Source organism: Thalassolituus hydrocarboniclasticus (genome assembly GCF_025345565.1).
In the GTDB taxonomy this organism is placed as follows: domain Bacteria; phylum Pseudomonadota; class Gammaproteobacteria; order Pseudomonadales; family Oceanobacteraceae; genus Venatoribacter; species Venatoribacter hydrocarboniclasticus.
Genome location: NZ_CP054475.1, coordinates 1,305,107 through 1,329,913, shown reverse-complemented (window position 1 = coordinate 1,329,913; position 24,807 = coordinate 1,305,107). Strand labels below are relative to the sequence as shown.

At 53.0% G+C, this 24,807-nt stretch carries 23 protein-coding genes; 14 read left to right on the top strand and 9 right to left on the bottom strand.

Translation table 11 applies throughout. The features are described 5' to 3' along the window. Positions 1–55: 55 nt before the first annotated feature. From HUF19_RS05890 to HUF19_RS05880, 3 genes are all read right to left on the bottom strand, one after another. Entirely contained in the window at positions 56–850 is a 795-nt protein-coding gene (locus tag HUF19_RS05890; RefSeq protein ID WP_260998914.1) for a sulfite exporter TauE/SafE family protein, read from the bottom strand. Continuing rightward, complete coding sequence (locus HUF19_RS05885) at positions 851–2,329, bottom strand: amidase (protein WP_260998913.1); 1,479 nt, start codon at positions 2,327–2,329, stop codon at positions 851–853. A gap of 67 nt (positions 2,330–2,396) precedes the next feature. Further along, entirely contained in the window at positions 2,397–2,945 is a 549-nt protein-coding gene (locus HUF19_RS05880) for an SLATT domain-containing protein (protein WP_260998912.1), read from the bottom strand. 208 nt (positions 2,946–3,153) lie between these two features. Between HUF19_RS05880 and HUF19_RS05875 the strand changes: the two genes are divergently transcribed. Continuing rightward, entirely contained in the window at positions 3,154–4,029 is an 876-nt protein-coding gene (locus tag HUF19_RS05875) for a substrate-binding periplasmic protein (RefSeq protein ID WP_260998911.1), read from the top strand. On the opposite strand, the gene HUF19_RS18410 is transcribed toward HUF19_RS05875, so the two are convergent. Further along, positions 3,954–4,232 (bottom strand): cysteine-rich CWC family protein, encoded by a 279-nt coding sequence (locus HUF19_RS18410; RefSeq protein WP_366516542.1) that lies wholly within the window; start codon positions 4,230–4,232, stop codon positions 3,954–3,956. The genes HUF19_RS05875 and HUF19_RS18410 overlap by 76 nt on opposite strands. Before the next feature lie 64 nt (positions 4,233–4,296). Between HUF19_RS18410 and HUF19_RS05870 the strand changes: the two genes are divergently transcribed. Further along, positions 4,297–5,352 (top strand): FUSC family protein, encoded by a 1,056-nt coding sequence (locus tag HUF19_RS05870; RefSeq protein ID WP_260998910.1) that lies wholly within the window; start codon positions 4,297–4,299, stop codon positions 5,350–5,352. Between the two features lie 407 nt (positions 5,353–5,759). Here the strand turns inward: HUF19_RS05870 and HUF19_RS05865 are convergent, their stop codons facing one another. Continuing rightward, positions 5,760–6,980: an argininosuccinate synthase gene (locus HUF19_RS05865; RefSeq protein WP_260998909.1), complete on the bottom strand. Its 1,221-nt coding sequence runs from the start codon at positions 6,978–6,980 to the stop codon at positions 5,760–5,762. Between the two features lie 160 nt (positions 6,981–7,140). Next, positions 7,141–8,073, bottom strand: a complete 933-nt coding sequence (locus HUF19_RS05860; protein WP_260998908.1) for a flagellar protein MotY — start codon at positions 8,071–8,073, stop codon at positions 7,141–7,143. A gap of 127 nt (positions 8,074–8,200) precedes the next feature. Here HUF19_RS05860 and pyrC point away from each other — a divergent pair, with 127 nt between their 5' ends. From pyrC to katG, 4 genes are all read left to right on the top strand, one after another. Beyond that, complete coding sequence (gene pyrC / locus HUF19_RS05855) at positions 8,201–9,238, top strand: dihydroorotase (protein WP_260998907.1); 1,038 nt, start codon at positions 8,201–8,203, stop codon at positions 9,236–9,238. Positions 9,239–9,270: 32 nt separating this feature from the next. Further along, complete coding sequence (gene rnt / locus HUF19_RS05850) at positions 9,271–9,903, top strand: ribonuclease T (protein ID WP_222428575.1); 633 nt, start codon at positions 9,271–9,273, stop codon at positions 9,901–9,903. A 17-nt stretch (positions 9,904–9,920) separates the two neighbouring features. Continuing rightward, on the top strand, positions 9,921–10,292 hold the full coding sequence (locus tag HUF19_RS05845; RefSeq protein ID WP_260998906.1) for a YacL family protein: 372 nt from the start codon (positions 9,921–9,923) through the stop codon (positions 10,290–10,292). Positions 10,293–10,568: 276 nt separating this feature from the next. Continuing rightward, positions 10,569–12,761: a catalase/peroxidase HPI gene (katG, locus tag HUF19_RS05840; RefSeq protein ID WP_260998905.1), complete on the top strand. Its 2,193-nt coding sequence runs from the start codon at positions 10,569–10,571 to the stop codon at positions 12,759–12,761. Between the two features lie 541 nt (positions 12,762–13,302). Here katG and HUF19_RS05835 read toward each other — a convergent pair. Continuing rightward, a complete protein-coding gene (locus HUF19_RS05835; protein WP_260998904.1) occupies positions 13,303–13,605 on the bottom strand; it encodes a hypothetical protein in 303 nt (100 codons plus the stop codon). A gap of 555 nt (positions 13,606–14,160) precedes the next feature. Between HUF19_RS05835 and HUF19_RS05830 the strand changes: the two genes are divergently transcribed. From HUF19_RS05830 to HUF19_RS05810, 5 genes are all read left to right on the top strand, one after another. After that, a complete protein-coding gene (locus HUF19_RS05830) occupies positions 14,161–15,774 on the top strand; it encodes a tetratricopeptide repeat protein (protein ID WP_260998903.1) in 1,614 nt (537 codons plus the stop codon). Positions 15,775–16,400: 626 nt separating this feature from the next. Then, complete coding sequence (locus HUF19_RS05825; RefSeq protein ID WP_260998902.1) at positions 16,401–16,637, top strand: helix-hairpin-helix domain-containing protein; 237 nt, start codon at positions 16,401–16,403, stop codon at positions 16,635–16,637. Positions 16,638–16,652: 15 nt separating this feature from the next. Continuing rightward, complete coding sequence (locus HUF19_RS05820; RefSeq protein ID WP_260998901.1) at positions 16,653–17,060, top strand: hypothetical protein; 408 nt, start codon at positions 16,653–16,655, stop codon at positions 17,058–17,060. Between the two features lie 72 nt (positions 17,061–17,132). Continuing rightward, positions 17,133–17,627 carry an N-acetyltransferase gene (locus tag HUF19_RS05815; RefSeq protein ID WP_260998900.1) on the top strand — a complete coding sequence of 165 codons (495 nt, stop codon included), beginning with the start codon at positions 17,133–17,135 and terminating at the stop codon, positions 17,625–17,627. 28 nt (positions 17,628–17,655) lie between these two features. Continuing rightward, on the top strand, positions 17,656–18,270 hold the full coding sequence (locus tag HUF19_RS05810; protein WP_260998899.1) for a class I SAM-dependent methyltransferase: 615 nt from the start codon (positions 17,656–17,658) through the stop codon (positions 18,268–18,270). 12 nt (positions 18,271–18,282) lie between these two features. Here HUF19_RS05810 and HUF19_RS05805 read toward each other — a convergent pair whose 3' ends face one another. Next, the gene (locus tag HUF19_RS05805; RefSeq protein ID WP_260998898.1) at positions 18,283–18,960 is read right to left on the bottom strand and encodes a phosphatase PAP2 family protein; all 678 of its coding nucleotides are present in this window, start codon (positions 18,958–18,960) and stop codon (positions 18,283–18,285) included. Between the two features lie 209 nt (positions 18,961–19,169). Here HUF19_RS05805 and zigA point away from each other — a divergent pair, with 209 nt between their 5' ends. Then, a complete protein-coding gene (zigA, locus tag HUF19_RS05800) occupies positions 19,170–20,408 on the top strand; it encodes a zinc metallochaperone GTPase ZigA (protein WP_270049440.1) in 1,239 nt (412 codons plus the stop codon). Positions 20,409–20,430: 22 nt separating this feature from the next. Here zigA and HUF19_RS05795 read toward each other — a convergent pair whose 3' ends face one another. After that, positions 20,431–21,024 carry a DUF3299 domain-containing protein gene (locus tag HUF19_RS05795; RefSeq protein ID WP_260998897.1) on the bottom strand — a complete coding sequence of 198 codons (594 nt, stop codon included), beginning with the start codon at positions 21,022–21,024 and terminating at the stop codon, positions 20,431–20,433. 121 nt (positions 21,025–21,145) lie between these two features. On the opposite strand from HUF19_RS05795, the gene HUF19_RS05790 reads away from it, so the two are divergent. After that, on the top strand, positions 21,146–22,603 hold the full coding sequence (locus tag HUF19_RS05790; RefSeq protein ID WP_260998896.1) for a hypothetical protein: 1,458 nt from the start codon (positions 21,146–21,148) through the stop codon (positions 22,601–22,603). 72 nt (positions 22,604–22,675) lie between these two features. Then, positions 22,676–24,802 carry a TonB-dependent receptor gene (locus HUF19_RS05785; protein ID WP_260998895.1) on the top strand — a complete coding sequence of 709 codons (2,127 nt, stop codon included), beginning with the start codon at positions 22,676–22,678 and terminating at the stop codon, positions 24,800–24,802. Positions 24,803–24,807 lie beyond the last annotated feature (5 nt).

The following is a 24,807-nucleotide window of genomic DNA, read 5'->3' as shown; positions in this document are numbered from 1 at the left end:
ATCCGCGGAAGTTAATCAGGACTGCCTGTCAGGATCTTCACCCCGAAAGGTGAAATTACCAGCCGGCACTCAGGAATTGCCAGATCAGCCTTAACGCCAACAGCGTCAGCAGCCAACGGAACAAGGTGCGGAACAGCGCTTCCGGAATCCTGCCCATCAGTTTCAGACCGGCACGGGTACCCAGATAACCGGCCAGCACCATCAGCAGCAGTAATGGCAGCCACTGGCTGAAGGCGAATCCGGCAAAGCCAAAGACCACGATTTTTAATAAATGCTGCACGCTCATGCAGGTGGAAAAATTGGCCGTGTACTGCCAGCGGTCAGCAGCGCTGCGCCCCAGCCAGGCCGACACCAAAGGCCCTGTAGCACCGACCAGCATGGTCGCCAGCGTCGTCAGCCAGCCTCCTGTAAACAGCCCCAGAGGATGCTCCCCCAGCCCAACCGGCGGCACTTTTCCCCAGCTCAGCCAGAGAATAAACAGAGCGATAAACAGCGGGATAACACCAGGGTCCATGCGTCCGCTCAGCCAGTGCAGAGCCAGTACAGATAACACCACGGCCAGTAAAGCACCGGCTGAAAACCAACCGACCTTAGGCCATTGCGTATGCCGCCGCGCCAGCCAGGCGCGGGAACCGTTAGAACCCAGCTGCACCATGCCATGCAGCGGAATCAGTGCCAGCGGTGGCACAATACCGGCCATTACCGTAATCAGAAATGCTCCGCCACCAACACCCAGTGCCGCCGTCAGCAATGAGCCGAGAAAGCTGCATAACAGCAATATCAGCAGCGCAGTCCCGGACAAACCGGCAAAGAGCGTCGTCAGCAGGCCACCGTCCTCTCCTGTCGGCATTCAGCTCAGCCCCGGCGGTGCACGGAACTTCATACCGGCCTGTTCCAGCAGCCGCGCAAACTCAATGGTCGTACGGTCATCGTAGCGGCGCCCCAGAATCTGAATACCAACCGGCAGACCAGCGGCGGTCTGACCGATCGGAGCGCTGGTCGCGGGCAGCCCCATCAGGGTGGCCGGTGCAATCCACATAAACATATCGGAGTAGTTACGCCGTTCACCATTCACATCCAGTTTGCGCACCTGAATCGGGACATCCTGTAAATGGCGGAAAGCCGCCGTCATCGCCACCGGCGTCAGCACCACATCGTAGTCGTCAAACAGCTTGCTGAAAGAGTCGGTCAGGCGATGACGCTCTTCACTGCGTCTTACCCAGTCGGCATGGCTCTGGCCCATACCCAGCAAAAACTCATCACCATAAGCGCCGCTTTTCAGCCAGCGGCCAAAACGTTTGGCCATGCCGCCCATCAGGCGCATCATGCGCCGCTGGCCGGGCTTCATGCCGGAGCCCAGCACCGAGCCCAGCAGGCTCATATACACCGGAAAGAAGCGGCTCAGTGAGATTCCTTCAGGAGCGCCGTACGTCACTTTCGCGCCCGCTTGCTGCAGCTGCTGATACAGGCCGTCATACACCGGCTTCAGGGTTTCATCCAGCGGACAGAGCGGATCATCCAGCCACAGCAACACGCGACAATCCTGCAGTTGCGTTGCCCGTGGTGCCGGCAATGTGAGTGACCAGTGCTCCGACATCAGAGGGCCGGGGGCGGCCACCACCTGCAGTGCCAGATCCAGATCTTCGGCACTGCGCGCCAGCGGACCGGGAACCGCCAGATCCGGTTCACTCAGCATGCCCGGCGGCCCCGGAATATGGCCACGACTGGAGACAATGCCGTAGGTCACTTTATGACCGAACACACCACAGAAGTGTGCCGGTGTACGGATCGAGCCACCGATATCCGAGCCCAGCTCCAGTGCGGTAAAGCCCGCGGCCAGTGCTGCGGCGGCACCGCCGGACGAGCCACCCGGCGTGCGGCTTTTATCCCAGGGATTATTGGTCGAGCCGTACACCTTGTTGTAGCTCTGAATATCGCCGGCATAGAGCGGCACATTGGTTTTACCGAAAATAATGGCGCCGGCATCCAGCAGGCGCTGCACCGCAAAGGCATTACTGCCCGGCCGGTGTCCAGCCAGTGCCGGTGCGCCGGCCACACAGGGCATCCCCTGCACTTCGAAGGTATCTTTAATGGTGATCGGCAGACCGTGCAGCGGTCCCCAGGACACACCTTCACGGCGCGCATTGTCGGCCTCATCGGCGCGGCGGAACGCGGCATCAAACGCGGTAGCCACCACCGCATTAAGCTGCGGGTTATGGCGTTCAATCCGCTGGCGGTAATATTCGAGCAAGTCGCGGCTGCTTAACTGTCCGGCGGCCATTGCCGCCAGTAAGCGGGTGGCACTCTGATAAGCCCAATCGGTTGGCATGCTGTCGTCCTTATTATTATGTAGTTTCAGACTCCGGCAGCAGAGCAGCTGCCGGGATGGCTCCGCGCTATTGTGTCCGTGCCTGTAAGCGCTGACGGGCGTATTCATACTCACGCGGTGACACAATAAACATCTCGGCCCGTTCGTTAATCTCGGCGTATTCCTTATTCAGCCGGCGCAGCTCCACCGCCAGCTGCTGCAGATTCATCAGCTCATCATCGTACAGTGCCAGCAGGCGCTCACACTCACGCGCCAGCTCCAGATAATCGTTACCAACTTCGCGATGACCGGCACAGTTTTTCTTAAAATCAAAAAAGGTCTGCACACCACCCAGAGCGGCTGCCAGTAATGCCAGACCAGCACTGAGCCATTTGCCCCAGTCCGGTAACTCCGCCTGCAACAGAGCAAAAAATACCGACCCCAGAATCAGGTTAATAATCACCACCGGGACACCACAGAGAATGTGCAGGTTACGGCGCTTCAGCGAGGCGTAAAAGTGGCTGTTCTTACCCAGCTGGGCATTAAGGCGCAAACTGTCAATCAACCTGAGGGTCGACGGTAATTCCGCCGCCTGATCGGCATGTGGATAAAGCGTCTGCGGAGATGAGTCGGTCATACCAGGCATCCTGCGTAGGCATCAGAACAAGGAATCTGAGCAATAAGTTGCAACAATGAGGCCGGACTATAACAGCGCTCAGAGCCGCCCCCAAGCCGGGCCCGTTAAATTAGTGTGAACAGCTCCGGAGCCTGATGAGTAAAATCTTTTCAAGCTCAGGACACAGGACTACTCTGTATACAATGCTTATACAAAAGAGGCCAAGGACTTGGTTAAGCAATCTTACAAAGTAACATCCCCCTTCCGACAGATCAGTGCCAGCCGCCGCATCATGCTTTGGCTGGCCCTGTGTTTACTGTCTCCGCAGCTGCTTGCCTCAGCACAGCCGGAAGCTCAGGTTAAAGTGGGGATCTACCCGTATCCGCCTTACGTCGAACAAAACGAAGAAGGCGAATACTATGGCATTGCCATCAGCCTGATTGATTTGCTGAACGCGCACCAGCAACAGTATAGGTTTGTGCCTGTACCCATTTCGCCCAAGCGCCGTTATCAGGCCTTTGTCATGGGCGATTACGACATTATCTTTTTTGAGAATCCGGCCTGGGGCTGGCAGGGGATTCCGGTCGAAATTTCCCGTCCCTATCAGACCGATGGCGAAGTCTATGTTGCACTGGCAGAGAAAAACCGCGATCAGCAGTACTTTGACGATCTCAGCAACAAACGCATGATTGGCATCCTTGGTTTTCATTACGGCTTCGCCGGTTTTAATGCCGACGAGCAGTTTCTGCGGCAGAATTTTCAGATGATTCTGTCCTGGACCAACGAAAAAAATCTGTCATTACTGCGAGAGCGCCACGGTGATATTGCCGTGATGAGCAAAGCATTTCTGCATCGTTTTTTTAACGAAAATCCACAGGCCCGTGATGAATTCCTGATATCCGAACGCTACGACCAGCGTTATCAGCATTCCGCTTTAATCCGCCCCGGCTTTAATCCCGGCACGCAGGAAATTAATCGCTTTATGGATGAGTTAAAAAGCAACGGTAAACTGCTGGAGCTGTTCCGCCCTTATGGTATACACGCCTGCTCCGACATAAGCCGGGAAACGCAGGCCGAACAGATGCAGGATGTTTGTCTGGAGTAATGCTCCTCCAGATCCGGCCGCTGACGCAGCAATTCACGGATACTCACCCCGCTGCTGAAACACCAGCAAGCCGACGGCTCGGTACCTGCAGCAACCGCACACTGGTTTTGTCCACCGCATAACGGACAACACTGTTCATCACCAGCACCTGAAGACTTTTCAGCATTCGGAACGCTGGCATGATTGTCCACTGAAGACGACATAAAACCTCTGTAAGCCAATAACTCATCGCCGTATCATAGACCTTTGCATGCTCAGGTTGAATCTATGCCGCCCTCGCCACAGCCTTCCTCGCGCTGGCCCATCATAAAACAGGAAATACGTGCCCTGCTGCACCTTAATCCGACCACCCGGCCGTGGCATTTACCCTTACTGGTGGCGTGCTGTTCGGCACTGCCGGCATTAGCCGGTGTACTGTATGGCGATATAAAATCCGGCATTCTCGGCTGTGTTGGTGCGCTGGTTATTCTGTACTTACCCGCCGCCGGATTACGCCGGCGTTTACTGACTCTGCTGGCCTGCACACTTGGCTTCCAGCTCAGTTTTCTGCTTGCCAGCCTCGGCAGTGCAGGCCCCCTGAGCGCCGCCCTGATGCTGTTGATCATCACCACCGTCAGTACTTATGTAACACGCCGCCTGAATATGCCACCGCCGGGCAGTTTCTTTTTTATTCTGGTTGCCGCACTGGCAAGCGTCCTGCCCCATGAACCGGAACAGATTCCACAAAGGCTGATGTTCGTTGGCCTTGGCAGTGCAGGCGCCTGCATACTGGCCCTGCTGTACAGCCTGCTGCTGCCAGCAGAAACAACAGCACCAACCCGCAACACAACTCCGGCCCGTCAGATACTGGCCGAAGCCAGCCTTATTGCTGTTTTTGTCGCGGCGGCATCGTTATTAGCCAGCGCACTGCAATTACATAATCCGTACTGGGTGCCCATCTCCTGCGCCGCGATTATGCAGGGTGCCAGCTTTCGTTTGGTATGGCAGCGGAAAATACACCGCGTCGTCGGCACCGCACTGGGATTAGGTATCGCCTGGCTGATTTTTGCCCTGCAGCCCAACAGTTGGATGCTGGTGCTGATTATTGGTTTGCTGAGTTTTGCGATTGAGGTTCTGGTAGTGCGTAATTACGGCATTGCCATGTTATTTATTACACCACTAACACTGCTTTTTGCCGAAGTTACCGCATTGCAAAGTCCACTGAGTACGCTGATGCTGGCACGCTTCAGTGATATTTTACTGGGTAGTCTGATTGGTCTTATTGGTGGCTGGCTGATTCATCATCCCCGTTATCTGGGTCGTATCAGCCCATCCCGTGATTAGGGCTGACGATCCTGTTTCAGCCTCACCTCCGGTTGCACCAAGTAGATGTCTTCCGGCGGGTGAAAATACACATTGGCGGTGCAGCCACTCAGCCACAACAGCATCAGCGCCAGAAATATCCGCTGCAGAAAATTATAAATACCCGGCAGAAAAAAAGACGGCCGTAACTGTGCTATCCCGCTGAAAAATACCGACATTGTTATCCTTAACAAACAGCCATTTCATGACATGCAGCGCCATCATCAATAAGACACCACGCTAAAAACAAACCTATCAGCCTGATCGTCAGCAAACAAGGGATTTATTACCACATAAAATCGCCAGCAACAGGCCGGGCGGTTCTGAAACAGGTATAAAAAAACCCGCCGTAGCGGGTTCTTTTTGTGCGAAAAACAACAGCGCCGGAATTAATCCAGGAAGCTGCGGCCTTTTTTCGCAGCAGTGCGCAGACGCAGAGCGTTCAGCTTAATAAAGCCGGCCGCATCTTTCTGGTCGTAAGCACCTGCATCGTCTTCGAAAGTGGCGATTTTCTCATCGAACAGAGTATCTTCTGAACGACGGCCAACCACAATCACGTTGCCTTTATACAGTTTTACGCGCACATCGCCGTTAACAACTTTCTGGGTTTCGTCGATAGCCGCCTGCAGCATTTTGCGCTCCGGGCTCCACCAGTAACCGTTGTAGATCAGCTTGGCGTAACGTGGCATCAGTTCGTCTTTCAGGTGCGCCGCTTCACGATCCAGAGTGATGGATTCGATCGCACGGTGTGCTTTCAGCAGTACAGTACCGGCCGGAGTTTCGTAACAGCCACGGGCTTTCATGCCAACGTAACGGTTTTCTACGATATCCACACGACCCACGCCGTGAGCACCGGCCAGCTTGTTCAGCTCTTCCATAATGGTGGCCGGAGATTTTTCCACGCCATCGATGGCAACCGGGTCACCGTTTTTGAAGCTGATGGTGATGTAAGCCGCTTCGTCCGGAGCATTTTCCGGAGACACAGACCACAGCCACATATCTTCTTCCGGCTCATTCCATGGGTCTTCCAGGATGTCGCCTTCGTAAGAGATGTGCAGCAGGTTCGCGTCCATAGAATACGGAGATTTCTTACCGGCTTTTTTCTCAACTTTAATGTCGTGCTTGTCGCAGTACGCCATCAGGGTTTCACGGGAGGTCAGATCCCATTCACGCCATGGAGCAATTACTTTTACGCCTGGCTTCAGGGCGTAGGCACCCAGTTCGAAACGCACCTGGTCGTTACCTTTACCGGTCGCACCGTGAGCAATGGCATCAGCGCCGGTAGCGTTGGCAATTTCAATCAGACGCTTGGCGATCAGCGGACGGGCAATCGAGGTGCCCAGCAGGTATTCGCCTTCGTAAATGGTGTTGGCGCGGAACATCGGGAATACGAAGTCACGGGCAAACTCTTCACGCAGGTCATCGATAAAGATTTCTTTGATGCCCAGTGCTTCTGCTTTAGCGCGCGCTGGTTCAACTTCTTCGCCCTGGCCCAGGTCAGCAGTAAAGGTTACGACTTCACATTTGTATTCTTCTTGCAGCCATTTGGCGATCACGGACGTATCCAGACCACCTGAATAGGCCAGCACCACTTTCTTGATGTCTGACATGGGTATTCTCCAGGATGATGATTGGCCGCACAGGGGGCAAACAGCCCGCTCCGGCGGATAGCAATAATGAAAGGGGCGGTATTGTACTGATTGTGCACGGGATAGCCAACAGGCGTACCCAAAGGACAAAAAAAGAGCAGTAAAGAAAGCGCGGCGGGTATCAGTCGCCGCTGGCGGTGGTCTGGGTGCGGACTTTAGGCTTAAACAGCAGATTATCCGGTATCGGCATATCTTCCCGCTGTTCGATGCGGATGGTCACACGGCGGTTTTCGGCGCGTCCGGCGGCGGTTTTATTGCTGGCAACCGGATAACGGTCACCATGAAAACGGGTGGTCACCATCTCAGGATCGATGCCCTGCTTGATAAAGTAACGCTCCACATCTTCAACCCGTGCCTTCGAGGTCTGGCGGTTATCGTAACGGCGGCCAATGTTGTCGGAATGGCCATCCAGATACACCGCAAAAATGCGCGGATCGTTTTTGATATAGAAAATAATGCGATCGAGCACTTTGATATCGGTGGCGTCAATCTGATCTTCACCACTGGCAAACAGCACCTTCGAGCGTGCCACCTGCCGGTAATTTACCGGTAACAGCTGCTTCACACACTCCAGATAATCCTGATAAAACTGCGGGAACGACACCGCCGACAGATGCACTTTTACAAAGCGGTTTTTGTCGTAATAGGTTTTATGGCTGATGGCCGGCCATTTACCTTCCAGCAATGCATGTAAAAACTGATTGGTGCGGGTAGCATCCAGGCTCAGGTTCGGCGTGTCTTTTACAATCCGCGCCACACCCAGATTTTCGCTTTTGGCCCCCGGCTGCCAGGGCGGCGGCAAAATACTGACCTGTGCCTGACTGTACGACATCAGGTTCTTCAGGGTTTCGAGCTGAAAGGTAACGTCTTCGCCGGCCTCGTGATAGAACACCGCGCGGCCATAACCGGCCAGCGTCTGCTCAAAACGGCACTCAAATACCGAACCACTGACCGACCAGTCGGTGGTTTCAATGTCACCGCCGTAGTCCAGCGCCGCATCCGCCTGGCAGAAAGCGCTGAGCAACATGCAGCTTAAGGCTATTAGTTTGTGCATAGACATCCGGTTGAGGCTGTTAAATTCGGGGCTTTAGTGAGTTATCGGCCAATTCCGAGAAAAATTAAGCGGTTAAAGGCCGCTTTCGGTACAATGCCCCATCAATTTTAGCTGAAGGTTGAAGAGCATGACTGACCGTTTGACCATTACCCGCCCCGACGACTGGCACCTGCACGTACGCGATGGCGCCGTGCTGCAACATACAGTGCCTGCCACCGCCCGGGTGATGGGCCGCGCCATCATCATGCCCAACCTGCAGCCACCGGTAATGAATGCCGAACAGGCGCTGGAATACCGCGACCGTATTCTGTCGCGCGTGCCGCAGGGCCTGAACTTCAACCCGCTGATGGTGCTGTACTTAACCGACAATACCACCCCGGAAATGATTGCTGAAGCCAAGGCAGCCGGTAACATTGTAGCCGTTAAGCTGTATCCGGCCGGAGCGACCACTAACTCCGCTTCCGGTGTTACCGATCTAGGCAAGCTCGATGATATCGCCGCTGCACTGGCCGAAAACGGCATGCCGCTGCTGGTGCATGGTGAAGTCACCCAGAACCACATCGACATCTTTGACCGCGAAAAAGAATTCCTCGACACCATTCTGGCACCGCTGGTCAGCCGTCATCCAACCCTGAAAGTAGTGGTCGAGCACATCACCACCAAAGACGCTGCCGAGTTTGTACAAAGCCAGGGCGAAAACGTTGCCGCCACCATCACCGTGCAGCATCTGGCCTACAACCGTAACCACATGCTGGTTGGCGGAATTAAGCCGCACTTCTACTGCCTGCCGATTCTGAAGCGCAATATCCACCAGCAGGCGCTGCAGGATGTGGTCGCCAGCGGCAACAGCAAATTCTTCCTCGGCACCGACAGTGCGCCACACGCCAAAGGCGCCAAAGAAAACGCCTGTGGTTGTGCCGGCTGTTTTACCGCCTACGCCGCCATTGAGCTGTATGCCGAAATCTTCGAAGACCTCGGCGCGCTGGATAAGCTGGAAGGCTTTGCCAGCCATTACGGCCCGGACTTCTACGGTCTGGCGCGTAACAGCGACGAAATTACCCTGATCAAACAAGACTGGCAGGCGCCGGCCGAACTGCCGTTTGGCAAAGATGTTATTGTGCCGCTGCGTGCCGGCGAAACCCTGCGCTGGAAACTGGAGTACTGAGGGTGAGTGAAGAGAAACAGGAAAAAACCATGATGGCACAGCGCTTCCGCGGATTTTTACCCGTGGTTGTCGATGTTGAAACCGGCGGCTTCGATGCCGAAACCGACGCCTTGCTGGAAATCGCCATGGTCACACTGCGCATGGATGAGGATGGCTATCTGCATCCGAATGAAACCCTGAGCGCCAATATTCACCCCTTTGATGGCGCCAACCTGCAGCAGGAAGCCCTCGATTTTACCGGCATCGATCCGTTCGACCCCGAGCGCGATGCCGAATTTGAGATCGACGCCCTGACCGCCATGTTCCAGACCGTACGCCGTGAGATCAAAGCCAACGGCTGCAACCGCGCCGTGCTGGTCGGCCATAACGCCCACTTCGATCATGGTTTTCTGCGTGCCGCGGTTGCCCGCAACGATATCAAGCGCGATCCGTTCCACCCGTTTTCGTCGTTCGATACCGCCTCCATTGCCGCGCTGGCCCTCGGTCATACCGTGCTGGCCAAGTCGTGCAAAATGGCCGGTATCGATTTTGACAACAGTGCTGCGCATAGTGCCGCTTACGACACCTACAAAACCGCCGAACTGTTCTGCTTTATTATCAATCGTTACAAAGATCTGGGCGGCTGGCCGCTGGCTGGCGCCGACCTGAGTGACGACAACGACTGACCACACGAAGACCCTTTATGGATTACCGTTTTTTCTACAATGAACGCCAGCTGCCCTGCGCACGCCTGTCGATGGACCACGAAGCCTTTGGCCTCTGGCTCACCGACGAACTGGGTGCCGATACCGAGCAGCTGAGCCGTCTGTTGCAGGCTGTCAGCAGTCTGGAACAGGGCCAACAGACTGAATTTCAGTGGCAGGGGCGCGACTTCTTACTGCGCCTGACCCGTGACGACGCCGAGGTAATTGCTTTAGTGCTGCTGCAGGATCACTCGCTGGAAGAACTGGAAGGCGAAGATCTGGAGTTTTACGACGCCGAATCCTTTGCCGCCTGTGGCCTCGACGACTTTAAAGAACTGCTCAGCGAATGGCAGGAGTTCCTGCTCGACTGAGCGTTATCGGCCTGCCCCATCCGGGGCAGGTGCCAGCACGGCGCCCAATCTGCAGTACCATGCCTCCCACCTCACCTGCTGCCGCTTAACGATAGTCAGTCATCCTTATTTTAAAAAGTTCGATAGCTTTTAGCTAAGAAACGTATTGCCACAACTAATTCGGCAAGCGTGCGCTTCTCCCCTAGTCTGTATCTGTACTGTCACTATTCAACGACACACTCACTACCGGCTTCCGCTTCCTCCGTATGGAACAACCGGTCAATCAAGGAGATACCTATGAGTAACAGCAATCAGGGAAAGCCAGCAGGCACCTGCCCGGTCATGCATGGTGGTAACACCACCTCCGGCAACGACAATATGGCCTGGTGGCCCAACGCACTGAATCTCGACATCCTCCATCAGCACGACAGCAAGACCAATCCTCTGGGCGACGATTTCAACTACGCCGAAGAATTCAAAAAGCTCGATCTCGAAGCACTGAAAAGCGACCTGAAAGCCCTGATGACCGACAGCAAGGACTGGTGGCCAGCCGACTGGGGCCATTACGGCGGCCTGATGATCCGCATGGCCTGGCACAGCGCCGGTTCTTACCGCACAACCGATGGCCGTGGTGGTTCCAACACCGGTAACCAGCGTTTTGCACCGCTGAACAGCTGGCCGGATAACGGCAACCTCGACAAAGCCCGTCGTCTGTTATGGCCGATCAAGAAAAAATACGGCAACAAAATTTCCTGGGCCGACCTGATGATTCTTGCCGGCAATATGGCCTATGAATCCATGGGCTTTAAAACCTTTGGTTTTGCCGGTGGCCGTGAAGATATCTGGCACCCGGAAAAAGACACCTACTGGGGTTCAGAAAAAGAATGGCTGGCGCCAAGCGGCAGCGAAGGAACAAGGTACAGCGGTCAGCGTGATTTAGAGAACCCACTCGCCGCCGTGATGATGGGCCTGATCTACGTGAATCCGGAAGGCGTGGACGGCAACCCCGACCCGCTGAAAACCGCTCAGGATATGCGCGTTACCTTCGAGCGTATGGCCATGAACGACGAAGAAACCGTTGCCTTAACCGCCGGTGGCCACACCGTGGGTAAAGCACACGGCAATGGCGATGCTGCCAACCTTGGACCTGCCCCGGAAGGCGCCGACGTTGACGAACAGGGCCTCGGCTGGAACAACCACAAAGGCCGCGGTATTGGCCGCGACACCGTCACCAGCGGTATCGAAGGTGCCTGGACCAGCAAGCCCACCCAGTGGGATAACGGCTACTTCGACCTGCTGTTTAAATACGACTGGGAACTGACCAAAAGCCCGGCCGGTGCGCACCAGTATCAGCCGGTGAACATTGCCGCAGAAGATATGCCAGTGGATGTGGAAGATCCGTCTATCCGCTGCATGCCGATGATGACTGACGCCGATATGGCACTGAAGGTCGATCCGGAATACCGCAAGATAGCCGAGCGTTTCCGTAACGATCAGGCCTACTTCGAAGACGTCTTTGCCCGCGCCTGGTTCAAACTGACCCACCGCGATTTAGGCCCGAAAAGCCGCTATCTCGGCGCCGACGTACCGGCCGAAGACCTGATCTGGCAAGACCCGGTACCGGCGGTGAACTACACGCTGAGCGACGCCGAAGTAGCCGACATTAAAGCCAGAATTCTGGCCTCTGGTCTGAGCGTATCCGAGCTGGTTGCCACCGCCTGGGACAGTGCCCGCACCTTCCGTGGTTCCGATTACCGTGGTGGGGCTAACGGCGGCCGCATCCGCCTGGCGCCGCAAAAAGACTGGGAAGGCAACGAACCTGCGCGCCTGCAGAAAGTACTCAAAGTGCTGGAAAGCATTCAGGCCGGTTTAAGCAAACCCGTCAGCATGGCCGACCTGATTGTACTGGGCGGCAGCGCCGCGGTTGAAAAAGCCGCCAAAGACGGAGGCGTGAATATCGTTGTGCCGTTCGCAGCGGGCCGTGGTGATACCACCGACGCGATGACCGACGCAGCATCCTTTGAACCGCTGGAACCGATCCACGATGGCTTCCGCAACTGGGTGAAAAAAGACTACACAGTAATGCCGGAAGAACTGATGCTCGACCGCGCACAACTGATGGGACTTACCGCCGTAGAAATGACCGCACTGGTCGGCGGTATGCGCGTACTCGGTACCAACCACGGTGGCAGCAAACACGGTGTGTTCACCAATAAAGAAGGCGTATTAAGCAACGACTTCTTTGTGAACCTCACCGACATGGCCTACAGCTGGAAGCCGACGGGTAAAAACTCCTACAACATCGTTGAGCGTAAAAGCGGCGATGTAAAATGGACCGCGACCCGTGTCGACCTGGTGTTTGGTTCTAACTCCATCCTGCGTTCTTACGCCGAGGTGTACGCACAGGACGATAACAAAGAGAAGTTTGTAAAAGACTTTGTTAAAGCCTGGGTGAAGGTCATGAATGCAGATCGTTATGATCTGAAATAATGACCGCCGCCTTTGCTGGCGGCTCTAACTGAAATCAGGTGGTGTTGAAACCAGGTTCAGTCAGCTGCTGGCAATAATAAAAAACTCCGGGTTTTGCCCGGAGTTTTTTTATGGCTGTTTATTGTGATGGAGAGTACGGCGACTACAGGGTCAACGGCAGTAGGAGCTATTTTCAGCAGGAGCGACTTTCAGTCGCGATATCCGGTTTGTTTTTGGCCGCTGCGCGGGCTGGTTTTTTTAGTCTCTTTGAGGCCTTTTCGGGGCCGGTTGAGTAGCCGCTACGCGGGGTGGTTTTTTTAATCTCGTTTAGGCCTTTGCGGGTGCTCCGCCCCCTGCGCCCCCATGCAAGGAGAAGTATCTCCTTCCGATCCTCTCTTGCGGCTGTGCGGTGCTGTTCAGCCAACTGCGTGGCCAATCCGGCCCGCACAACAATTCGCCCGGAGCTTAGAGCCTAAAACCCTTAGTAGAAGAAGCTCCGGGCCGGGTCGTGCTTTCCACCGGATTGGCTGCCTGGTTGGCTGGCAACGCACAAATGCCGCGTTTATTCAGACGCAACGCGGCTTTTCAGGGCAGACAGGGTATTTTCTGAAAGGAAACTTCGCACAGTGATATAAGCGCCTTTGGCCCAACGCAGGCGCACAAACCATGATGCAAAGCCACATTTCAAAGCAGGCAATGTATTGTGGGAGCGGATCTTATCCGTGACAGAAGCTGCCATACGTTCGTATTGATATGTAGGGTGGGCACTGCCCACCAGATCACAGCTTTCATTATCAAGAAGAGCCAAAGCAATACCTGTCGTCATTTGCCACTTGTAACCAGTTTTATCAATTATTGAACCCAACCCCGAATTTCAGTACTCTCGAACCACAGCAGGGATGCCGCCATATCGTACGAACACACCGTCCGGACACACGCCCTCCCCGCTTCAATCCCGAATGATAAACCACGCCATTCCTGCCCTGCGTATATAAGGACGGGCGGCAGCGTGTCTGGAATACAAGCAGACCAGAACGATTTTCACTGCCGGAAAAGCACTGAAAATGACCAGAGAAAGATCATGTACAAACAACCCGTATATTTTACTTTTTGTACAATCTGATGCGCGTTTACGCTCCGGCAGCAAAACGCGCATGCGCGGATTGACGCCTTCGGCCCAGAATGAATGGAAGAAAATCAATCATTTAGGCTTTTACGAAAAGTGATAACGCGCAAAGTGTAAAGAGCGACTCAGGGTAAAAGCGCGCATGCACGTTTATATCCTGACAAGAAAGAAAATAACGATGATTTCTACAGCCCGGACAATAGGTTAGGCTGGAAATCTGAATAAGGGCTTAGGTGTGTTAATGAGCATGCCTACTAAGAAACTGTTAGGCTTACAAGGTGATAAATATAATTCATGTCTGACACACCAAATACCGCACTAGAAATAACGCAGATAATAACTGGATTTTTATCTGAAAATATGGTCAGCCTTTTGTTTTTAGTGCTATTAATAATTTGCAGAGATGCTATCTCTGATTTTATTTCTAGGCTAACTTCTTTTTCTTTCAGGAACGGCGATTCCGAGATTGGGATGAACGCTGTCGCGCCAATAAATGGAAGCGACGAGAAAGTAGTTAAGTTATCGAATGCTGATGAAAAGCCGATAGACCATGATGAAGAGACGGAAAAAGAAGAAAAGGCCAAGGAGGAAGGCTGGTTTTCAGAGATGCACACTGCATTTGAAAATGGGGATTTAGACGCAGCCGAAAAGGTTTTTAAAAAGTATGCATTGGAAGAAAAAGATGAAGTTAAGTTAGAGGAAAATAAGGCGATTTATCTTTTCTTTAAGTTTGAGAAAGGTAAGGACAACGCGGCAATTCTTGAGCTAGAAGAGTTGGCGCGTACAGCAAAGACCGAGGAATCAAAGCTAAATAGCTTAACATGGCTTTCATTCTGTTTAAGTGACAGTATGCAATACAATAAGGAAGTCCAGATTTGGGAAAAAGCAGCAAACGAATTTAAATCAGAGCCTTTGATTACAGAAGCTAAAGTAAACTTAGCCCATGCAATGAATAAAGATAATGATCCAGTTCAAGCACGAGAGTTATTAATTAGTCGTTTGTTAAAGGTTGAAGAGGAAAATCAAAAGGCAAAAATTTATGAAGCCCTTTCTAAAATTGAAGAATCTCTAGGTAACAAAACCATTTCTATCTATTGCAAAGATAAATCTTTGGAATTTGATCCCAATAATCGAGACGAGTTATTTAATTCTGCTTATGCAGCAAGCAATGAAGATATCGATGATATATCAATAAGCAACTACCTAAGACTAATTAGAATTGATAGTGAAAATTCTACAGCATTAAACAATCTGGGTGTGCGTGCTCAAGAAGCTGGCTTGAAAATTAAAGCTATTGATAACTATAAGAAAGCTGCCAGTTATGAAAATACTTTAGCAATGGCCAATCAAGGGTATTTGCTATTAGATGCAGGTTTTACCGAAGAGGCAGAAGAAATTGCCAAAAAGGCATTAGAGTCAGATGATACGCATAAAAATGTATATAGATTAATCACTGCCATTAATGAAAAGAAAGAAGAGCAGAGAGAAAAGTGGGAAAAATTGAGTAAAAAATCACTCAGCCGTCAGAAACTAATTCGTTCTTATATTGAGCAATATTATCTGGGTAATCCTAAAGAGCTTGAGGGAGAATGGTTTGTTAAGGGCGTAACTCAGACAAAAGTTGTAGTAAGTAACCATAAGTTAGAGGCGTCTTGGGAAGAGCCAGCTTCAGCGCTTGGAGTAAGCAAGTATTCTGTTAAGTTGATTGGCAGCGTTTCTGGCTCTTCATTCTCGGGCCAATATACAAAAAAATTGATTGGAGATAGCCCAAATACCCTGCTTGGATTGGCTGGAAACACCAGCAATACATGCATAGGTTTTGTTTCTGATGGCGGAAGTAAATTAACTTTGATGGCGTCAAAGGTAAATGATGATTTTTCATTGTTTCTATCAAGAAAAAATGCCTAACAAGTGCATCTTGCCGGATTTGGGTAAACTGTCACCTGTTTTGCAAAAAAATGCAAAACAGCCGCCATTTCACCCAAACCGCAAATGCAGGCGTTAGGCGGAAAGAGGAAAAAAGAGAAGGGATTTGATAATTAGTATTTAATCAAAGAATGGAAAATACAATTTCAGGAAAACCTGATAAACCCAAGATTAAAAGCAGCTCGCTGAAGCGAGCAATGAAGATTGGTCATGTTCTTTGTGCAAGTGGTTTTAATAAAACAAAGGTAGTTAAATGTTGTTGCATTGGGCCCTGATTAAAAATCATAAAACATTATTCCAGTTCAAGTCTTTAATTTGGCAAAGTGCTATGATTCAAAATCCGTTAATTAAACAAAAAGCACCTAACAAGCGCAGGCGTGTTCGCCCTGAGCTTCCCCCGCTTTAACGGACACCAAAGTCAAACTGACGAGGTGTCCAATGCCAAAATATATTCAGCCAAGAAAGACCTTGATCTTTCCCCGCTTTAACGGACACCAAATTTAAACCGACGAGGTGTCCAATCCCAAAAATAACTCAGCTAAGAAAGACTTTGATTTTTACCGAGAAAACTACCAAGTCCGAATGCCCCCCTTAAAATAAAGCAATCTATGAAATTTTCTGAATCTGAAAAAGAAGCCCTGCTGGCAGTAAAAGGCGTCGGCCCAACCGTGATCAAACGCTTTGAGGAAATTGGTATCAGTTCGCTGGTTGAGCTGGCCGCTTACAACGCTGAAGATATCGCCGAGAGAGTAGCTCAGATGCTGAGAACCACCTGCTGGAAAAACAGCCCACAAGCGAAAGCGGCGATCAATGCCGCGATTGAACGGGCCAAAGCCGGTTTATAAGCGGAAAGTGATGCGATGAAACGTACAGCACTGGTTATTACTGTTTTCCTGCTGGGAACGGCCACTGGCTTATTCAGCGCCTGGGTCTGTTCCTATCACCAAAGTCCGGTGGCGGCAGACCAACAGCCATTACTGGAAAATGTGATGCGCTATGCCAGCACGGAAATTGCCGCAGAGCATTACGCCTGCGAAGGCAGCCCGGTTACCACAGTGGGAGCTGTTATTGCCTCGCTGCTGGAAATGAATAATACAACCAGCAGAAACCGCCTGATTTACGGTTGTTATAACGGAGTCTGTACGCTGTCGGTTTCCAGCTGCAAACCCTGGCAGAATCAGGAATGTTCCACACGATTTTTAAAATTTGAGCGCGATAATCAGCAGCAGATTCTGCCAGACAGCTTCAGTTGCCTTGATATGCCCTGAACCCTCTTTGTTGTTAAAACTATCTTTGTTGTTAAAACTATCTTTGTTGTTAAAATTTAGCCCCGGATAATTATGATCAGACCCGCTGCCGGTATCCGTCTGAATACCACAACCTCCCCCGCTACGCTGCCCCCACCCGGCGCAGACACACAGACTGCCCGCAGTGATATCGACGCAATACTGACAGTCTGGCTGGATGCGTCCGTTAAAGCCCATGATTTTATTGAGCCATCATTCTGGCAGTCTCAGCTGGATAATATGCGCGATGTGTATTTACCCAACTCCGATGTCTGGGTATTTGAGCTGAATGCACAGGCTGTCGGTTTTTATGCTCTGCATAACAACACGCTGGCTGCCATCTTTGTTGCTCCGCAGCATCAGGGTCGGGGCATTGGTAAACAATTATTAAATCACGCCAAACAGCAGCGCAATGAGCTGCATCTTACGGTATATAAAGCCAACGAACCCAGCTGTCGTTTTTACCGGAGTCAGGGCTTTACACTGGTCCGGGAACAAACCGACAGTCATACCGGACACACTGAATTACTGCTGCACTTTACGGCGTAATCCGCACAGGTAAGCAAAGGAGATGGCGATGAAGGATTCAAAGACATTCTGGGATAACAGTGCACAGCGCTATGCCAAAAGCCGGATTCAGGATGAAGCGGCCTACCGTAAGAAGCTGGATATCACCGAAAAATATCTGCAACCCGACTGGTCGGTGCTGGAGTTTGGCTGCGGTACCGGCAGCACCGCGATGGTTCATGCGCCGTATGTTAAAGAGGTTCTGGCAACGGATATTTCCGACAATATGCTGGCCATTGCGGCACAAAAAGCCAAAGACGCGGGCATCGGTAATATCCGTTTTCAGCAGGGAACGCTGGAAAGTATTAATCCACCATCGGCCAGCTTTGACGCCGTGCTGGGGCTGAATATCCTGCACCTGCTGGAAGATCCGGATTCCGCCATCGCTATCAGTTATAAGGCGTTAAAGCCAGGCGGTGTATTTATTACCAGCACAGCGCTGGTGAAGGAAATGAACCCCTTCGTGCGTATGCTGATTCCGCTGATGCAGATGCTGAGTCTGGCGCCCTTTGTACATCGTTTTAATAAAACGGAGTTAGTGGAAAAACTGAATCAGGCAGGCTTCAGTATCGATCATCTCTGGCAACCGGCAGCACAGTCTGTGTTTATTGTTGCCAGAAAATAATCAGAAGTTTTCTCAGGCTTTTTTATCGTCCTGAATCCGGCTGTAACCCAGAATCCAGTAGCTCATCAGCCGGTAGGTAAAATAGCAGACAAAACCGGCAAAAATCGTATCACTTAAAAAGTGTCCGCCCTGCACAATACGTCCGGCGCTGACCACAATTCCCACCGCCATACCAGCCCAGAACCAGCTGCGGCGACGGAAAACCCAGGCGAACGCCATCAGCCAGAACCCCATCGCCGCATGTCCGCTAACGAAAGATTTACATTTTTTTGCACACTGGTCTGAAATCACAAAGGCCGGTGTAAAACCACTGTGGCCACCAAATTCCTGCACCTGCTTTGGCCGCGCCCGCTCAAAACCTTCTTTAAATACGGTATGCACCAGAATGCCGGGGCCCGCCAGCAACGACACCAGAATAAATACCCAGGCTTTACGCTGCGCCTGCGCAATGCCGCCTTTTACAAAGGTCAGCGCCACGGCAATCAGTAAAACCGGCACCAGCACATAGGGAACATAACGGAATAACGCATACACCGACTCGCTGATCGGGTGGTTGGCCAGCGGCCAGCGGCCTTGTTCTGCGTCGTAAAACCAGCGGCTGACGCTCAGATCAATCTGCGGAAACGCGATAAACACTGCGGCCAGAAGAATAAATAAAATCCAATCTATGTGCTGTTTTACAAAAGCCATGTGGGTTAAATCCGCGTTAAACATAAAGAACGCAAGGATAACGGTTTTAATGCCAACAGCCCAGTGACCTCAGAGCGGCAACCTGTGCGGATTTTCCCCTCCTCTTCCGGCCTGCAACAGCTGCGCAGACTTGTCCCCATTCTTGCTTCTGTCTCACCTTAAGTGTTATGTTATAACAATTCAATACAAACCAGCCACGAGAGGATTTTATGAACGCTCCTGCAAGCAGCCCTGAAAGGGCAACTCCGGCGATGGCCGATACCCGCCTGCCGGTTACCGTGCTGTCTGGCTTTCTCGGTGCCGGTAAAACCACCCTGCTCAATCATATTCTGCATAACCGCGATAACCGTCGGGTGGCGGTGATTGTGAATGATATGAGCGAGGTGAATATCGATGCTGCCTTCGTAAAAGACGAAGTTGAGCTGAAGCGCGGTGAAGAAAAACTGGTGGAAATGAGCAACGGCTGCATTTGCTGCACCCTGCGCGAAGACCTGTTAATTGAGGTACGCCAACTGGCGGAAGCCGGGCGCTTTGATTATCTGGTGATTGAATCCACCGGCATCGCCGAGCCGCTGCCGGTGGCTGAAACCTTTACCTTCGCCGATGAAGATGGCGTCAGCCTGTCGGATATTGCCCGTCTGGATACGATGGTCACGGTGGTGGATGCGGTGAATTTTCTGCAGGATTTTGACGCTGCCCGTTCCTTGCAGGAAAGCGGTGAATCCTTGGGTGAGGACGACCAGCGCAGTGTCAGCGACCTGCTGATTGATCAGATTGAATTCTGCGACAAGCTGTTGATCAGCAAAACCGATCTGGTCAGCGCGGAGCAGCTGCAGCGCCTGCAGGCCATTCTGCACAGCCTGAATCCACGCGCTGAACAGATCCCGATGGTTAAAGGCAATGCGCCGCTGGATAAAGTACTGAGCACCGGCAGTTTTGATTTTGATCAGGCCGCTCAGGCACCGGGCTGGCTGCAGGAATTACGCGGCGAGCATCATCCGGAAACCGAGGAATACGGTATCGGCAGTTTTGTGTACCGTGCGCGCAAACCCTTTCATCCGCAAAAATTCTGGGATTTTCTGCATCAGAACTGGCCAGACGGCAAGCTGCTGCGCTCCAAAGGCTATTTCTGGCTGGCCAGCCGCCCGCAATTTGCCGGTCAATGGAGTCAGGCTGGCGGAATTGCCCACCATGGTTTTGCCGGCATGTTCTGGAAAGCCGTACCCGATGAGCGCTGGCCACAGGATGAAGAATCCCTCGCCTATATCCGCGAAAAATGGGTGGAGCCTTTTGGTGATATGCGCCAGGAGCTGGTGTTTATTGGTCAGGGCCTCAACCAACAGGACGTCCACCAGCAGCTGGACGCCTGCCTGCTGAACGACGACGAACTGCTGGCCGGGCAAGAGCTCTGGCAACAACTGCCCGACCCATTCCCGGTCTGGGAGTAACCCCGCTTACGACGGCTCAGGCTTACTGCATTTTATACGGAATAATCTGATCAACCGTCATGCGGTAGGCCGAAGTCGCCACGTCATTTTTATTCACTTCCGTCAGCAGCGTCCCTTCAATCCAGAACGGATCGTAGATGGTTTCCAGCATTACCCCATCGCTGCTTTTGCCCAGAATCAGCTGATTCGGTGGCGGCGGCGGCAGATGAATACAGGCGCCGTAGTAAGGCACCAGAAAGAACTCGGTAACTACCTGCTGGTCATCAAACTCCAGCGGCACTATGTAGCCCGGAATACGGACTTTCTGGCCGTTAAATTCAGCGCGGATATTGGTTGATTGCAACGCCCGGTGCCAGTCAGTCTGCGGCTGATCCGGGTTTTTCCCCACTTCGCCCTGCCCCAGCGCCGCATCAATCTGATCTTCTTCTGAACCATCGGCAATCGCCGCCAGCTCGGCCGGTGGATTCGACAGCGCTTTGAAATCCTCATCCGGCAGCAAATCGGCAAATTCAATTTCGCGGTAGACCGGGTCTGCGGCCAGCACAGCCGGTGTGATACCCACACAGCTAAGCGCCAGCAAGCAGCCACCCGACAACAGAAAACGAAAAACAGCCATCTCAGGGTTTCCTATTCTAAAAGTTATAATATAACATATCATTTCTTTGGCGCGCCGCACCTTGCCAAGCCCGGCAGCGCCAACGTTACTGACACAAGACGCAGACTATAAGGAATTCAGCATGAACCTACGAGCACAACCCCAGGTACGCTTCCGTCACCGCCATTTGCTTAAACCGGTAACGACCACCGCGTTAACCACCTTGCTGGCCCTGACCCTGAGCGCCTGCGGCGGATCATCTTCAAATGATGGCGATGATGATCACGATCATGACCATGTTCACGCCGAAGGTGGTCGTTTGATTTACTCACTGTCCGGCTCTGCTGACACCCTGAAAATGTTTGATCAGACGGTTACAAGCGAGCAGTTCACCTCCACCACCGTAGCCACAGGTGCCGATGCTCAGCTGGTTCTGTCTAACGATGGTGTCACCCTCGCCATGCTGAATGGCAGTGATCTGAGCATTGTCAGCTCGGGTCTGGAGCATATGCACGGTGAAGATGCTCACGCTCATGCTGTTGCAACATTAACCGCAGCCCCCATTACCGATGTTGCTCAGGTAGTCGCCACAACAGACCACTTCTCTGTGCTGAAAAATGATGGCAGCGGCCTGTTGCTGGAAGCCGCCGATGGCGAAGCAGTTAGCGGACTGACCCTACCCAATAACCTGGTCTATCCGGCTCTGGCTTTACAGGGCGGTCAGTTCATGACCTTTACGCCTAACGCGGTAACCCCAACCAATACCGACATCACTGTGGTTAATGCTGACGGCACAACCGGTAGCGATGGTCTGATTTGGGTACGCCCGAATACCGATGGCTACTTTGCAGAATCCATGACCTGCGCCGATGGCGTAGAACAAACCGCTCAGACTGATAACTTCACGCTTATTTTATGCGGTGATGGCACCTTGCGCTGGCTGATCAGCGGCTATGTAACCGTTGACGGCCATCCGGCAGGCGCCGGTGAAACCCTCCACGTCACCCAGCGCTACCCTGAAGCCGCCCCACGCCGTGAAGGTGCCATCGGTGAAGTCACAACAGGCAGCACCGGCTTTATCGAAAACATTACCGGTTTAACCAAAACGAACCATGAACACAGTGTTATTGCGGCCTGGTCGGCCGATCAGCTGTGGCTGGTTAATGCCCACAGCGACCATCCGCACCGTGGCGATTTAGTCTCCATTACCGGTGAAAACTTCGGTGACATTATCGCGGTGACAACAACAACCGAAGACGATGCCATCGCTCTTCTGAGTAACAGCGGCAAACTGGCCGTGAGCCGCTTTGATGTGAATGAAAGCAGCAACCCGGTAGCCAGCGGAGAAACTGCACGGGAGCAACTGGGAGCCGCTGCAGCCATCTGGAGCACAGCGAATGCTCAGCTGCTGGCCGGTGCTTATGAGTTTCTGGTTGTAAACAGTGCAACAAGCACGTTGTACGAAGTCGATGCCCATAGTGCTGAAGACGATTATCACCTGCACTCAACGACTGCCAACAGCAACCTGAACAATGCCTTCAGCGCTGTATTCGCTCATGCAGCAGAGGAAGAGCACGCGGATGATGATCACGATCATTAATTGCTCTGCGTAACCCCTGCTCAGATAACCCGGGCCAGCATCTGCTGGCCCTTACGCTTCAGGTTCTTTTTTATGCCTCGTCTGTTTCCCGTTATTACAAGTCTTACCTCCGCTTGCCTGTCCGTTGAGGTACTCGCTCATTCCGCCGAACTTGATACCGTTGTTGTCAGCAGTGCCGGACAGAATTCAATCTACGATGTTGCCCAGCCTGCGACCGTTCTTGATAAAGACGCGATCAACGGCAACCCGGGTGACACTCTCGGTACATTACTCGACAGCACACCAGGTATTGCCAACGCCTCCTTTGGGCCCGGCGTTGGCAGGCCGGTTATTCGCGGTATGAGCGGCAGCCGGGTAAAAATTTTGCAGAATGGCAGTGACAGCGCCGACTTATCCGCCATGAGCTCCGACCACTCGCCGATGGCAGAAGCCAGCTCCGCAGAACAGATTGAAGTGATCTACGGTCCGGCCACCCTGATGTACGGTGGTGGTGCCATTGGCGGCGTGGTTAACCTGATTGACCGCCGCATCCATGAACAACCAGGCTCAGCCCTGAGTGGCGGGCTGAATATTAAAGGCAGCAGCAACGACAGCGGTTACAGCACCGATGGCTTAATGGATACAAGCCGTGGCAACTGGACACTGCACCTCGACGGTTTTCAGCGCAGTGCCGCTGATTACCACAGCGGCGAGCGCGGCGACATTCCAGCCGCCAACAACAGTGGCCGCATTGCCAACAGCGACAGCGAAGGCTCAGGTGGTGCTGTTGCCCTGAGCTGGGCGGACGGTCAACGGGGCTTTATCGGTGGCAGCATCAGCACTCTGGAATATGACTACGGCGTGCCCAATACCGATGGCGAGCCTTTCCGGGTTAAGCCCACGCAAGTCCGTTATGACCTGAAAGGTGCCTGGCGTCCTGACCCATCCAGCGCTTTCAGCTGGCTGGATGAATGGCGCACCGAGCTGTCATTCAACGATTATGAACACGCAGAAACCGGGGCCAGAAATGATATTCCCGGTGCCGCCACGGTGGATATCGGCCTGTTTGATCAGGAAAGCTGGGAGCTGCAAAGCCGTATGCGCCATGCGGCATTCGGCCAATGGCAGGGAACCTTTGGCCTGCAGATGAAATATCAGAAACTGGCCTTATGCCATAATCACAGCGGCTGCAGCGGCATCCCTTCGTTTGCGGCAACCGCCTGGGACGGAGAAACCGGATTCAACCTGTTAAACCGTGAACTTGGCGGCTTTCTGCATTCCCACTCAACGCCAATGCCCCTGAACGAAACCACGCAAACCGGTGTGTTTCTGGTTGAGCAACGCGATTGGGCACAGGGCACGCTGGAACTTGGCGCACGCCTTGATTCTGTCAGTATCAGCTCAGACCCGGACCCGATTGACCCCAACTATCGCCAGCAACGCAGCTACTACAACGACAAAAATTTCAATCCGGCGACCTTGTCGGCAGCCGGCACCTGGGTGCTGGATGAGCAACAGCGTCTGGGACTGAATCTGGCACGGGTACAACGCGCACCGGATGCCGCCGAGCTGTTCTGGAATGGTGATCACCATGCGACCTTCTCATTCCAGCTCGATAATCCCGACCTGAGCGTGGAAACCGCCTGGACAGTGGATATTAACTGGCTGCGTGAAAGCGAACATGACCGCGTAAAAATCGCCCTGTTCCACTACCGTTTTCAGGATTACATCTACAACGAGCTGAAAGATTTCACCGATCCCTTCCACGATAATCATGTGTATCGCCATGAGCAGGACGATGCCCGTTTTCTCGGTGCGGAGTTCAGCTGGCAGCACAACATTGACGAACTCTGGCATCTGGATATCAATGCCGATGTGGTTCAGGCGCGTCTGCGTAACGGTGATCATCTGCCACGAACGCCACCGGCCAGTGCCCTGTTTGCCATCAACCGGGAAAGCGGGCATCTGCTGATGCGCCTGGAAGGACAGGCAACAGCCAGCCAGAAGCGCACCGCCGCCAACGAAGACCCCAGCGACGGCTATACGCTGCTGAACGCCAGCCTCAGTTACCGCCAATTGTTCGCGCACAGCGAATTGCTCTGGCGCCTCGCCGCCAGTAACCTGACCGACCAATACGCCGTTAACCATGTGTCCTACCTGAAACATGCGGCCCCGCTTGCCGGGCGCAATGTGCAGTTAGGGCTGAACTGGAGCTTCTGATCAAC